This is a genomic window from Cobetia sp. PDI-12MA, assembly GCF_059507695.1.
Genome location: NZ_CM183351.1, coordinates 3,538,758 through 3,551,904, shown reverse-complemented (window position 1 = coordinate 3,551,904; position 13,147 = coordinate 3,538,758). Strand labels below are relative to the sequence as shown.

10 protein-coding genes and 3 tRNA genes are annotated in these 13,147 nt (G+C 62.5%); 9 read left to right on the top strand and 4 right to left on the bottom strand.

The features are described from left to right. Nucleotides 1–159 precede the first annotated feature (159 nt). The 6 genes from alaS (at nt 160) to AC5WNI_RS14980 (ending at nt 5,500) form a co-directional block, all read left to right on the top strand. The gene (gene alaS / locus AC5WNI_RS15005; protein ID WP_175089628.1) at nt 160–2,763 is read left to right on the top strand and encodes an alanine--tRNA ligase; all 2,604 of its coding nucleotides are present in this window, start codon (nt 160–162) and stop codon (nt 2,761–2,763) included. A 109-nt stretch (nt 2,764–2,872) separates the two neighbouring features. After that, nucleotides 2,873–4,120, top strand: coding sequence for an aspartate kinase (locus tag AC5WNI_RS15000; RefSeq protein ID WP_175089627.1), 1,248 nt, complete (start codon nt 2,873–2,875; stop codon nt 4,118–4,120). Nucleotides 4,121–4,478: 358 nt separating this feature from the next. Then, nucleotides 4,479–4,670 (top strand): carbon storage regulator CsrA, encoded by a 192-nt coding sequence (gene csrA / locus AC5WNI_RS14995; RefSeq protein WP_043332937.1) that lies wholly within the window; start codon nt 4,479–4,481, stop codon nt 4,668–4,670. Nucleotides 4,671–5,134: 464 nt separating this feature from the next. Beyond that, nucleotides 5,135–5,227 (top strand) — tRNA-Ser (locus tag AC5WNI_RS14990). A 22-nt stretch (nt 5,228–5,249) separates the two neighbouring features. Further along, nucleotides 5,250–5,326 (top strand) — tRNA-Arg (locus AC5WNI_RS14985). A 97-nt stretch (nt 5,327–5,423) separates the two neighbouring features. Next, a tRNA-Arg gene (locus AC5WNI_RS14980) sits at nt 5,424–5,500 on the top strand. Nucleotides 5,501–5,831: 331 nt separating this feature from the next. On the opposite strand, the gene AC5WNI_RS14975 is transcribed toward AC5WNI_RS14980, so the two are convergent. Next, nucleotides 5,832–6,908 carry a tRNA dihydrouridine synthase gene (locus AC5WNI_RS14975; protein ID WP_175089718.1) on the bottom strand — a complete coding sequence of 359 codons (1,077 nt, stop codon included), beginning with the start codon at nt 6,906–6,908 and terminating at the stop codon, nt 5,832–5,834. A 256-nt stretch (nt 6,909–7,164) separates the two neighbouring features. On the opposite strand from AC5WNI_RS14975, the gene AC5WNI_RS14970 reads away from it, so the two are divergent. From AC5WNI_RS14970 to AC5WNI_RS14960, 3 genes are all read left to right on the top strand, one after another. Then, a complete protein-coding gene (locus tag AC5WNI_RS14970; RefSeq protein ID WP_175089626.1) occupies nt 7,165–7,431 on the top strand; it encodes an OadG family protein in 267 nt (88 codons plus the stop codon). A gap of 205 nt (nt 7,432–7,636) precedes the next feature. After that, nucleotides 7,637–9,454, top strand: coding sequence for a sodium-extruding oxaloacetate decarboxylase subunit alpha (gene oadA / locus AC5WNI_RS14965; protein ID WP_175089625.1), 1,818 nt, complete (start codon nt 7,637–7,639; stop codon nt 9,452–9,454). 70 nt (nt 9,455–9,524) lie between these two features. Beyond that, nucleotides 9,525–10,844: a sodium ion-translocating decarboxylase subunit beta gene (locus tag AC5WNI_RS14960; protein WP_131432760.1), complete on the top strand. Its 1,320-nt coding sequence runs from the start codon at nt 9,525–9,527 to the stop codon at nt 10,842–10,844. Between the two features lie 85 nt (nt 10,845–10,929). Here AC5WNI_RS14960 and AC5WNI_RS14955 read toward each other — a convergent pair whose 3' ends face one another. Genes AC5WNI_RS14955 through AC5WNI_RS14945 form a run of 3 tightly spaced genes read right to left on the bottom strand, consistent with a single transcriptional unit; the run spans nt 10,930 to nt 13,084 of the window. After that, entirely contained in the window at nt 10,930–12,045 is a 1,116-nt protein-coding gene (locus AC5WNI_RS14955; protein WP_495928554.1) for a metal-dependent hydrolase, read from the bottom strand. A 50-nt stretch (nt 12,046–12,095) separates the two neighbouring features. Next, complete coding sequence (locus AC5WNI_RS14950; RefSeq protein ID WP_175089623.1) at nt 12,096–12,680, bottom strand: DNA-3-methyladenine glycosylase I; 585 nt, start codon at nt 12,678–12,680, stop codon at nt 12,096–12,098. Beyond that, nucleotides 12,680–13,084, bottom strand: a complete 405-nt coding sequence (locus AC5WNI_RS14945; protein ID WP_282627915.1) for a DoxX family protein — start codon at nt 13,082–13,084, stop codon at nt 12,680–12,682. The genes AC5WNI_RS14950 and AC5WNI_RS14945 overlap by 1 nt, the downstream gene beginning before the upstream one ends. Nucleotides 13,085–13,147 lie beyond the last annotated feature (63 nt).

The following is a 13,147-nucleotide window of genomic DNA, read 5'->3' as shown; positions in this document are numbered from 1 at the left end:
TTATACTAGGTCGTCTTGCGACGGCACGGGGCAGGCGCCTTCTTTCATGCTTTTCATTGCACCTCCATGCATACCCACATGGATGAATATGCAGAAACCATGCGGAAGTCATGCAGAAGACCCCCGGAGCGTCTTTACGCACATCGCTACGGAACCTCTATGAAAAGCGCAGAAATCAGAAACGCCTTCCTGACCTATTTCGAGAAGCAGGGCCATACCATCGTTCCCACCAGCTCTCTGGTGCCGAACAACGACCCGACCCTGCTGTTCACCAACGCCGGCATGGTGCCCTTCAAGGATGTCTTCCTGGGTCGTGACCCGCGTGGCTACAGCCGTGCGACCTCCGCGCAGCGCTGCGTGCGCGCCGGTGGCAAGCACAATGACCTGGACAACGTCGGTTATACCGCCCGTCACCACACCTTCTTCGAGATGCTGGGCAACTTCAGCTTCGGCGACTACTTCAAGCGTGAAGCCATCCAGTTCGCCTGGAAGTTTCTGACCGAAGAACTCGGCCTGCCGAAGGAGAAGCTTTGGGTCACCGTGCACGTCAGCGATGACGAAGCCCGTGATATCTGGTTCAACGAGGTCGGCATCGATCAGAACCGCTTCTCGCGTCTCGACGAGGACAACTTCTGGCAGATGGGCGACACCGGCCCGTGTGGCCCGTCCTCCGAGATCTTCTATGACCATGGCGAAGACGTCGCCGGTGGCCCGCCGGGCAGCCCGGACGAAGATGGCGATCGCTACATCGAGATCTGGAACCTGGTCTTCATGCAGTTCGACCGTGACGCCGAGGGTACGCTGCACCCGCTGCCCAAGCCGTCCATCGATACCGGCATGGGCCTGGAGCGTGTCGCGGCCGTGATGCAGGGCGTGCACTCCAACTACGAGATCGACCTGTTCCAGAATCTGCTGGCCGCCGCGGCCGAGATCATCGGTCACGACAACATCGCCACGCCGTCACTGCGTGTGGTGGCTGACCACATCCGCTCGTGCGCCTTCCTGATCGCCGATGGCGTGCTGCCCTCCAACGAAGGCCGTGGCTACGTGCTGCGTCGCATCATCCGTCGCGCCGTGCGTCATGGTCACAAGCTGGGCGCGCGTGGCAGCTTCTTCTACAAGCTGGTCGCGGCTCTCGACAGCGAGATGGGCGATGCCTATCCGGAACTGCGCGCCGCACGCGAGCAGATCGAACGGGTGCTGCTCAAGGAAGAAGAGCAGTTCGCGCGTACGCTGGAACATGGCATGAAGCTTCTGGAAGAAGCCATCGCTGGCCTCGAGGGCAATACCCTCGACGGCGAGACCATCTTCAAGCTCTACGACACCTACGGCTTCCCGTATGACCTGACCGCCGACATCTGCCGCGAGCGCGAGCTGATCCTCGATGAGGCAGGTTTCCAGGCGGCCCTGGAAGCACAGCGTGATCGCGCCCGTGCCGCCAGCAACTTCGGCGGCGACTACTCCGCCAACCTGGTGCTGGAAGGCGAGACTGTCTTCACCGGTTACGACCAGTTGGAAGGGGAAGCCACCGTCACCTCGCTGTTCGACGCCGAAGGCAATGCCGTCGAGCAACTCGAGGTGGACACCAAGGGCATCGTGGTGCTCGACACCACCCCGTTCTACGGCGAGTCAGGTGGCCAGGCCGGTGACACCGGCTATCTGCATCTGGACGGCGGCCGCTTTCAGGTCAGCGATACCCAGAAGCAGACCGGCCATCACCTGCACCACGGTGTGCTGATCGAAGGCGCTCTCAAGGTCGGTGACAAGGTGCGTCCGCAGGTCGATGCCGAGCTGCGTGCGGCTTCCGTGCGCAACCACTCCGCTACGCACCTGCTGCACGAAGCGCTGCGTCTGGTGCTGGGCGAGCACGTTCAGCAGAAGGGCTCGCTGGTCACGGCCGAGCGTCTGCGCTTCGACTTCAGCCACTTTGAAGCGATGACGGCCGAGCAGCTGTCCGAGGTCGAGCGCATCGTCAACGCGCAGATCCTCGCCAACGCCGAGACCACCATCGAGTTCATGAGCCTCGATGAGGCCAAGGCGCGCGGCGCAGCGGCACTCTTCGATGCCAAGTATGGTGAGGAGGTCCGCGTGCTGACCATCGGTCAGGACGCCTTCTCCATCGAGCTGTGCGGCGGGACTCACGTCAAGCGCAGCGGCGACATCGGCCAGATGCACATTCTCGCCGAAACCGGTATCGCGTCCGGCGTGCGTCGTATCGAGGCCATCACCGGTCGCGCCGCGCGTGACTTCCTGCTTGCGCAGGAAGCGACCCTGACTCGCCTCGGTGAGCGTCTCAAGGCCAAGCCGGAACAGGTCGAGGAGCGCGTTGGCAGCCTGCTGGAGCGCAACCGCGGCCTCGAGAAGGAGCTTGAGCGCCTCAAGGCCAAGCTGGCATCTGCCTCGGCCAGCGACATGCTCAGCGACATCGCGAATGTCCAGGGCATCAAGGTGCTGGCCAAACAGGTCGAAGGCGTTTCCGGCAAGGAGCTGCGCGGCCTGATGGATGACCTCAAGTCCAAGCTCGGTTCCGGCATCCTGGTGCTCGGCGTCGCGGACGGTGACAAGGTCAGCCTGATCGCCGGTGTCACCGACGACCTGACCTCGCGCGTCAAGGCGGGTGACCTGGTACGCCACGTGGCCGAGCAGGTCGGCGGCAAGGGTGGCGGTCGTGCTGACATGGCCCAGGCCGGTGGCAGTGATGCCGCCTCGCTTCCGGGCGCACTGGCCGGTGTGCCATCATGGGTAGACGCCCAGCTGGGCTGACAGTACAAGATGAAGGCCGGGCTCCTCCTGGGGAGACCCGGCCTCTTTTTGGGCTCACATGAGCTTCATGTGGGGACAACGCAAACGGACACGGATAACGGAAACGCACATGGCGCTATACGTTCAGAAGTTCGGAGGCACTTCGGTCGGCTCGGTGGAGCGGATCAAGGCCGTCGCCGAGAAGGTCAAGCGATTCCGCGATGAAGGCCATCAGATTGTCGTGGTCGTCTCTGCCATGAGTGGCGAGACCAATCGACTGATCGGTCTCGCCAGCGAGATCAATGATGACCCGACACCGCGCGAGATGGACATGCTGGTCTCCACTGGCGAGCAGGTCACCATTTCCCTGCTGGCCATGGCGCTGCAGAAGATCGGCGTCGATGCGACCTCATACACGGGGGCGCAGGTGGGAATCCGCACCGATAGCGCGCACACCAAGGCGCGTATCCAGCGCATCGATACCGATGACCTGCGTGAAGACCTCGACGATGGCAAGGTGGTCGTGGTGGCAGGCTTCCAGGGTGTCGATGAGGAGGGCAACATCACGACGCTGGGTCGTGGTGGCTCTGATACCACCGGTGTTGCCCTGGCTGCCGCACTGAAGGCGGATGAGTGCCAGATCTACACCGATGTCGATGGTGTCTATACCACTGACCCGCGCGTGTGCTCCAAGGCACGTCGTCTGGAAACGGTGACCGTCGAGGAAATGCTGGAAATGGCGAGCCTGGGCTCCAAGATCCTGCAGATCCGTTCGGTGGAATTCGCCGGCAAGTACAATGTTCCCCTGCGTGTGCTGTCTTCCTTCGAGGATGGCCCGGGTACCCTGATCGTCGCTGAGGAAGAAGACAACATGGAAGAACCGCTGATCTCCGGCATCGCCTTCAATGTCAACGAAGCCAAGCTGACTCTGCTCAACACGCCGGATATCCCGGGTGTCGCTTCCAAGATTCTGGGCCCGATCGCCGATTCCAACATCGAAATCGACATGATCGTCCAGAACGTCTCTCCGGACGGCAATACCACTGACTTCTCCTTCACCGTCGCCAAGACCGACTTCAAGGCGACCCAGCGCATCCTGACCGAGACGGTGATTCCGTCCGTCGGTGGTGGTGAGATGCGCGGTGATGACAACATCGCCAAGGTCTCGCTGGTCGGTGTCGGCATGCGTTCTCACGCCGGTGTCGCCTCCAAGATGTTCCGCGTACTGGCGGAAGAAGGCATCAATATCCGCATGGTCTCCACTTCAGAGATCAAGATTTCCGTCCTGATCGACGAGAAATTCATGGAGCTGGCGGTTCGCTCTCTGCACACCGCCTTCGGCCTGGATGCAGAAGCGATCAGCGACGAGACTGCCTGAGTCTCACCACGGAGCGTGCAGCAAGGAAGTCGTAAAGACACCGACAATCAATGACTTGCCCAAGTCGTTAAGCGTCGGTGCCCAGGCTGGGGATATTGGTCTGGAAGACGTGCGGCACGTGAAGTCGATAGCGCCCGATGTATTTTCTGTCATTCTTCTGAATGTCAGTCTGTGCATCGGGCGCTTTCATTCAACGTGCCTATCGGGTGTGATGAAGGTATGGCATTGGCCGTCGGAGCATGCATAGCGCATAATTCGAGCTTCATGCATCAGGGTGGTCGACTTGTCCCGGTCGATCGCCGCCTCCACATCCCGTTGAAGTCCCAGCTGTTTTGAATTTCTGACAAGGAGATCAGTCATGCTCATCCTGACCCGTAGAGTGGGTGAAACTCTGATGATCGGAGACGACATCACTGTCACCGTTCTCGGAGTGAAAGGTAATCAGGTGCGTATCGGTGTGAACGCGCCCAAGGACGTTGCCGTCCATCGAGAAGAGATCTATCAGCGCATCCAGCGTGAGAAAGAAGACAATGGCGATGCCATCGCCTGACGGCATGCTGCGCCTGCACGTCGCACGACCCTGCACGACCCGACGAACGCCAGCCATTGTCCCCATGGCTGGCGTTCGCGTATGTGGGCCTGGCGCAGGCGAGGGCGGCCCGCCTAGCTCATGAACAACGGCGTACTTACCTCCATGAGCAGCGGCTCATGCGGGGTGATGAGAGGACGGCTTGTTCAAGTCTGTGTTCCGTAAGGGAAAAATTTGGCTTTTTTCTCAATAAAGGGGGAGACAAGCCGATTCTGGTTCGGTAATATGCCCGCTCCCTCGAACGAGACGCGACGACAGGCTAGCCATCGTCATGTTCTGGTTCATGCGGGGAGATTGCTTGGGGGCGCGCAGCCTCGAGCCTGTCGTCGAGTGGTGATGAGATGTTCAGCATCGAAGCCAAAAAATCGACACAGGGGCTGGACAAAGCCCAATCAAATGAGTAAGATATGCGCCGTACCTGATGAGGAGAGGTGGCCGAGTGGCTGAAGGCGCTCCCCTGCTAAGGGAGTATAGGGTTTATAGCCCTATCGAGGGTTCGAATCCCTCTCTCTCCGCCATTAAGTACAAATGCAGTAAGATGCGCCCTTAGCTCAGCTGGATAGAGTACCTGACTACGAATCAGGCGGTCGGAGGTTCGAATCCTCCAGGGCGCGCCACTGCAACGCAAGACATGAAGTTGGAAAGACGCAGTACTCGCACGATAAAGTCCTGAAGTCATTTTGAAATGCTCAGGCCACAGATTTCAAGGTTTATGCGCCCTTAGCTCAGCTGGATAGAGTACCTGACTACGAATCAGGCGGTCGGAGGTTCGAATCCTCCAGGGCGCGCCAATTGAAAAACCCGCTTCAACGAAGCGGGTTTTTCTTCGTCTGAAGAAAAGTCAGGCAATGAAAGACGCCAGGCTTTGAGGCCAGGTTCTCAAGCAAGGTTATGAGGCAGGATCAGTGCCGAGTGATCGCCGCCTGCACACCCCGATCCCCGCATTGCCGACGATCTTGTTGTTCTACCACTTTCCTTGACTGTGATGTCACGCCTTCGGGCGGACGATCGCCAGGGCGCCCTTTTCGCGAGGGGCGCCCTTTTTTTGGTTCACTGATCGGGGCAGCAGCCGGATCGGGTGTTGGCCGGTGCTGATGTTCAGGTTCAGGTTTCAGTTCAGGCTCAGACTGGGGCGTTCACGGCTTCCATTTGCGATGCCTGGGGCGATTCCGATGCCTGAGGAGATTCCGGTGCCTGAGCCGGTTCCGGCATGCGAGTCACTGAGGTGAGAAGACTCGGCGCCAGCTCCAGCGCAGTGCCGGCCACCAGGCCGGTGAAGAACTCGGCGCGCCCCTTGTGACGCTTGATGGCTTGGAAACGGCTTTCGGCTTCTGCGTTGCCGCTCTGACGCATCATGTTCATCCACTGCTTGAGCAGCGGCACCATCACCTTGTCGGGAAGGTGAGCGCAGCGCTCAGCATGAGAGAGCAGCACCTGCGCACGCTGTGTCCAGTCCGTCTCGGGCAGCAGCTCGCCGGTCGCCTGCCAATGCTTGATGCGTGCCGCCAGGAAGGGGTCGGCCAGGGCGGCCCGACCCAGCATGACATCGCGACAGCCGGACAGGGAGCGCGCCCGCCAGTAGCAGTGCATATCCCAGATATCGCCATTGGCGACCACCGGAATGGAGAGCTCGGAGGTGATCTTGCCGATCCATTCCCAGTGCGCCGGTGGGCGATAGCCTTCCTGTTTGGTGCGGCCATGCACCACCAGCTGAGTCGCACCGCCTGCCTCTGCCGCCTGAGCGCAGGCCAGTGCCAGGCGCCGATCATTGAAGCCGAGACGAATCTTGGCGGTGACCGGTACGCCCGTGCCCTCGAGTGCCTTGCGCACGCCTTCCACCGCGCGGAAGACGCGTTCCGGCGAGCGCAGCAGCGCCGCGCCACCATCATGTCGATTGACGGTCTTGGCCGGGCAGCCGAAATTGATATCGACGCTTGGGGCGCCCAGGCGCGCCGCGACGCGCGCATTGATGCCCAGTGCCTCGGGATCGGCCCCCAGCAGCTGCAGGGCGACCGGGGTCGCGTGTCGTGTACGGGCTGTCTGTGTCGGGGAGGCGTCGAGCAGCTCGGGACAGATGCGCTTGAAGACGCGCGGCGGTAACTTGACGTGGGTCACGCGCACGAATTCCGTCACGCACCAGTCGTAGCCGCCAAGGCCAGTGAGACATTCGCGGGTGATGTCATCTATCACGCCTTCCATCGGCGCGATGCCGATGCGGCCGGCCCGCGCGAGGGCCTGTGGGGTCAACGATGGTGTCATTGCAATTGCCGTGGAATCAGGCACTTTAGAGCGACCAACAAGCATTGAATGCAGCTGCATGGGCATACCGACAGAGGCTATCGGCGGCGGAGCCTATCCGTCGTGCCGTGTCCGGCGTGACCGAAGGCATTGGCGTTCAGCGCAGGCGCTGCGCCGTAGTGCGGCTCGATAACGAGAAAGACTCGAGGACACTGGCATGCAAGAGAATGATCTGCTCGGTGAAGGCTTGAACCTGATGGTGTTCGGGATGGGGTTCGTGTTCGTGTTTCTAAGTCTGCTGGTGGTCGCCATGATGGCGATGGCCAGGCTGGTGGATCGCTTTGCGCCTGCACCAGTGCCCGCTGCGCCAGGTGCTGCGCGGGCGCCGGCTGCCCCGGCCCCTGCGGCAGAGGACGACAGAGAACTGACGGTCGTCATGGCCGCGGCGATTCACCGCTTCCGGCAGGACCAGAGCAGGCACTGACGCTTTCGCGGCTTCGCCGATAGCATCTGGGCTCTGCCGAGCGTCTGACCACTGCCAAGAGTAGCAGGCGGCGATTCTATCACGAGCAGTACGGTGGGTAGACCTCCCCCCGAGTGCAATATTCCGTGTTGCAGGCTGATGCAACAGGCTGCCTGCAGCGCGCGCAGAACTCGATATCCACAATATAAAGAACAAGGGATCACTCATGGACAAGCAACCGCTGGGCATCACGGATGTGGTACTGCGCGACGCGCATCAGTCACTGCTGGCCACGCGCATGCGTCTCGATGACATGCTGCCGATCGCCGCCAAGCTGGACGATATCGGCTTCTGGTCGCTGGAGAGCTGGGGTGGCGCGACCTTCGACGCCTGCATTCGCTACCTGGGCGAAGACCCCTGGTCACGCATTCGTGCCCTCAAGGAAGCGATGCCCAAGACCCAGCAGCAGATGCTGCTGCGCGCCCAGAACCTGCTCGGCTATCGTCATTACGCCGATGATGTGGTGGATACCTTCGTCAAGCGTGCCGCGACCAGCGGTGTCGATGTCTTCCGTGTCTTCGATGCCATGAATGATCCGCGCAACCTCGAGCGTCCGCTCAAGGCGGTGCTGGATCAGGGCAAGCATGCCCAGGGCACCATCTCCTACACCGTGAGCCCGGTGCACACCCTGGAGATGTGGGTCGAACTGGCACAGAAGATCGAGTCCATGGGCGCCCAGTCACTGGCGATCAAGGACATGGCGGGCCTGCTGACGCCGTACACCGCCTTTGAGCTGGTCTCGCGCCTCAAGGCGAGCCTGTCGATCCCGATCCACATGCAGTGCCACGCCACCACCGGGCTTTCCACCGCCACGGCCCTCAAGGCCATCGAGGCAGGCATCGACAACGTCGATACCTCCATCTCCTCCATGTCGATGACCTACGGCCACAGCCCGACGGAATCCGTTGTCGCGATGCTGGCGGGGACCGAGCGCGATACCGGACTCGATCTCGAGAAGCTCGAGGATATCGCCGGCTATTTCCGCGAAGTGCGCAAGAAATACGCGGCCTTCGAAGGCAGCCTGCGCGGTATCGACTCGCGCATCCTGGTCGCGCAGGTGCCGGGCGGCATGCTCACCAACATGGAAAGCCAGCTCAAGGAGCAGGGCGCCGGTGACAAGCTGGATGACGTACTCGCCGAGATTCCGCGGGTGCGCAAGGACCTGGGCTATATCCCGCTGGTGACGCCGACCTCACAGATCGTCGGCACCCAGTCGGTGATGAACGTGATGATGGGCGAGCGTTACAAGTCGATCTCCAAGGAAGTCCAGGCGCTGCTCAAGGGCGAATATGGCGCGGCACCGGCGCCCTTCGACAGTGAGCTTCAGTCCCGCGTGCTGGAAGGCGCCGAGCCGATCACCTGCCGCCCGGCAGACAACCTGGCGCCGGAGATGGAGCAGCTGCGTGAGGAGCTCAAGGGCAAGGCCAGCGAAGAAGGCATTACGCTGGAAGGTGGCGAGCGCGAGACCGATGACGTGCTGACCTACGCGCTGTTCCCGCAGATCGGCCTCAAGTTCCTGCGCAACCGTGGCAACCCGGATGCCTTCGAGCCTGCCCCGCAGGCTGTCGATGACAAGGCGCCCAAGGCTGCAAGCGCGCCGGCCGCCAGTGCTCAAGCCGCGTCGAGCGGCCCGCAGACCTACACCCTGAACGTCAACGGCAAGCAGTATGTGGTCGAGGTCGCCGAAGGCGGAGACATCACCCAGGTGCAGGCCAGCACGCCAACGGCACCTGCTCCGGCAGCCACGGCGGCACCTGCCGCACAGGCCGCCTCCGGTGAGCCGGTGAGTGCGCCGCTGGCGGGCAACATCTTCAAGGTCAATGTCAGTGCCGGTGACAGCGTGGCCGAAGGGGATGTGGTCATCATCCTCGAGGCGATGAAGATGGAGACCGAGATCCGTGCCCACCAGGCCGGCACCGTCTCCGCAGTGAAGGTCAAGGAAGGCGACAGTGTCAGTGTCGGCGACGTTCTGATCACCCTCTGAGCCGGTATGTCCGGCCCATCGTCATGCACGGTGGGCCGGTCGGTGATGCTCCTCTGCAAGGCGACACGACATGGACAAGATACTCAACCTCTGGCACGGCTCGGGGCTCTACAACATGAGCTTCGGCCAGCTGGCGATGATCGTCATCGGCCTTGGCCTGCTTTATCTGGCGATCCGCAAGAACTTCGAACCCCTGCTGCTGGTGCCGATCGGTTTCGGCGGCATTCTGGCCAACATCCCGGAAGCCGGGCTGGCGCTGTCTGCCGCCGAGCAGGCGGCCCATCTCGGCAAGCCGGAGCTGTTGGCTTCGATGGCCAATCTGCTCAACGTCAATATCGCCAGCCTGCCGCTGGATGAGGCGCGCCACGCGGTGGAGCAGGCGCTGCATGGTGAGATCCCGGCCGCGCTCAAGCAACAGGCCAGCAACATGGCGCTGGATGGCGGCTTCTCCAACGGCATGCTCTACAGCTTCTACAGCGTGGCGATCGCCTCCGGCATCGCGCCGCTGGTGATCTTCATGGGCGTGGGCGCGATGACGGACTTCGGCCCGCTGCTGGCCAATCCCAAGACCCTGTTCCTCGGCGCGGCGGCGCAGTTCGGTATCTTCGCGACCCTGCTGGGCGCGGTGGCGATGACCTCGATGGGCCTGATGGACTTCAGCCTGCAGCAGTCGGCGGCCATCGGCATCATCGGCGGTGCGGACGGCCCGACCTCCATCTATGTCGCCAGTCTGCTGGCGCCGGAGCTGCTGGGCGCGATCGCCGTGGCGTCCTACTCCTACATGGCACTGGTGCCGATGATCCAGCCGCCGATCATGCGCGCACTGACCACCGCCAAGGAACGCAGCCTGGTCATGACCCAGCTGCGGCCGGTGTCCAAGACCGAGAAGATCCTCTTCCCGCTGGTGCTGCTGATCATGGTGGCGATGCTGCTGCCGGACGCCGCACCGCTGCTGGGCATGTTCTGTTTCGGTAACTTGATGCGCGAGTGTGGTGTGGTGGAGCGTCTGTCGGATACCGCCCAGAACGCACTGATCAACATCACCACCATCTTCCTGGGGCTGTCGGTGGGCTCCAAGCTGCAGGCCGACAAGTTCCTGGCGGTGGAGACACTGGGCATTCTGGCCCTCGGCGTGGTGGCCTTCGGCATCGGCACGGCCTGCGGGGTACTGATGGCCAAGCTGATGAACAAGGTCTCCAAGACACCGATCAATCCGCTGATCGGGTCGGCCGGTGTCTCGGCGGTGCCGATGGCGGCACGTGTCTCCAACAAGGTCGGGCTCGAGTACAACCCGCATAACTTCCTGCTGATGCATGCCATGGGGCCGAACGTGGCCGGTGTGATCGGCTCGGCGGTTGCCGCGGGGGTGATGATCAAGTACCTCGGCTGATCGTCTTTGCAGCACTGATACGACAACGCCCGCCATGGCTACCATGGCGGGCGTTGTCGTATCTCGGGTCTTCATCAGTGGCGCTTTATCTTGTCTCGGCCGAGAGGCTGGAGGGCGTGGCAGAGACGGTGCGCTGACTCGGTTGCATGCGCGTCTGCGGGTCGTGGATGGCCTGCCAGAGGCTTTGCAGGGCGGTGCGATCGACAGGTCGGCTGGGCAGGCGTTGGCTGTCCTCGAGCTCTTGCCATCCCCCCGGGGCACTCTGACGTGCGAGGGCAAAGCGGAAGGGGTGATAGCCGGGCGAGCCCAGGCGTGTATCGGTCACTGCCAGCAGCGTCTCACCCTCTGGGGTCCGCTCGCGGCTCGCGCGCAGATAGGGCGCCGCGAACCAGCGCAGGCGCTGGCCGTCCTCCAGCTTCGCGACCTCGGCATCCAGCGTCGGATGGCGCGGAAAATCGCGGCGTGCGAGAGACGCCAGCTGCGCGTCGGAGTCGAACACGCTGACCATCCATTCGTGATCTGCCTGCGGCGTGGTCGCGCTGACACGCCACAGCAGGCTGTTGAAGGGAGTCGGCTGCACCATGCGCGGGGCGTCGGCGAAGCCCTGGCTGGCCAGCAGCGGCGCCACGCGATGTTCGACCCAGCTCTTGGCGGCCAGCCCCCAGCCCAGATAGAGGCTCGAGAGCATGAGGCCCGCGGTCAGAAGGCGCCCGGCACGACCACGAATCGCCACCCACAAGCCGGTGATCAGCAATGGCAGGGTGTAGAGCGGGTCGATGATGAAGACGCTGGCCAGACTGATGGGCCGACTGGGCCACGGCCACAGCAGCTGGGTGCCGTAGGTGGTGAAGCTGTCCAGCAGCGGGTGGGTGACCAGGCATAGCACGCAGTAGGCGATCAGCCGACCACGGCCAAGATTCGCCAGACGTGGCAGGCGAGCCAGCAGCCAGCCGAGCACGATGCCCAGAAGCGCCAATATCGGCAGGGAATGGCTGAAGCCACGGTGATGGGTGTAATTGGCGACCGCGTCGCCGTAGTCGATCATCACGTCGAGGTCGGGCAGGGTGCCGAGCGCCGCACCGCCGAGCAGCGCATGGCGGATGGCCGCGCCGCGTTTCGGGCTGGGCAGGCGGCGAATGGCCGGCGTCATGACGGCGCCGCTAACGACGGCCCCTAGGCAGATCTGGGTAAGGGAGTCCATGCGTGGGCTACCTGTGAGGAAGAAGAGAGCGGGAGGCGTGAGAGCAGGCGTCAGTCATCTGAGCGGATCGCCGCCAGGGCGCCCGGCTCGGCCCAGCGCGGGCCGGCATCCAGCACGCGCGCCTGCACCGGGCAGTCATCACGATGACAGCCGGGCAGATAGCCGCAGCTCATCAGCAGCTCGTTGACGATCTCGGGGCCGGTGAAGCGGAAGGTCTTCTTGAACAGCTTGATCCAGGCTGATAGCGGTTGAGGATGGTGGGCATCCAGCCAGCCGCTGAAACTGCCGTGGGAGTCCTTGAGCTGCATCACCACGCCTGCGTTGTGGATCACGGCATTGATCTTGAGCCGGTTGCGAATGATGCCCGCATTGCTGAGCAGGCGCGCGCGATCCTCGTCCCCATAGGCGGCGATGCGCGCGATGTCGTAATCCTCGAAGGCCTCGCGGAAGGCCGGACGCTTCTTGAGCACTGTCAGCCAGGAGAGGCCGGCCTGATTGATCTCGAGCACGAAGCGTTCGAACAGCACCCGATCATCGCTGACCGGAAAGCCGTATTCATGATCATGATATGGGCCATGAATCGGGTGCTTAGGAGCATTCTCGCAATAGGTGCTGGCGGTGACGACGTCGGCCATCAGTCCTCCTGTACCGCGTAGCGGCCGCTGCCGAGAAAGACGATGGCCAGGGCGCTGGCGAGGAAGAAGCCTTGCAGCTCCAGCGCCCAGCCGCCGGAGGGTGATAGGTTCAACAGCTGGCCCATGTGCGCCACGGCAAAGGCGAACAGCATGTTGGCGACCACGATCAGTCCGGCGATGCGCGAGTGCACGCCGAGCACCAGCATGATGGGCGCGATGATCTCGCCGATGTAGACGCCATAGGCCACCACGCCCGGGATGCCAAGATTCTCGAGCTCGCCGGCGATCCAGCTCAGCGTGCCGCCATCACCAAGCAATTTCGAGAGGCCATGAAACAGCAACAGCAGGCCCAGCATCAGGCGCAGTATCAGCTTGCCGAGGTCGTCATTTTCGAGAAATTGCACGGTAGAGCTCCTTGCTCAGCGGTCGTCGGGCTTGCTCAGCGGTCGTCGGGATGGAAGGCGGCT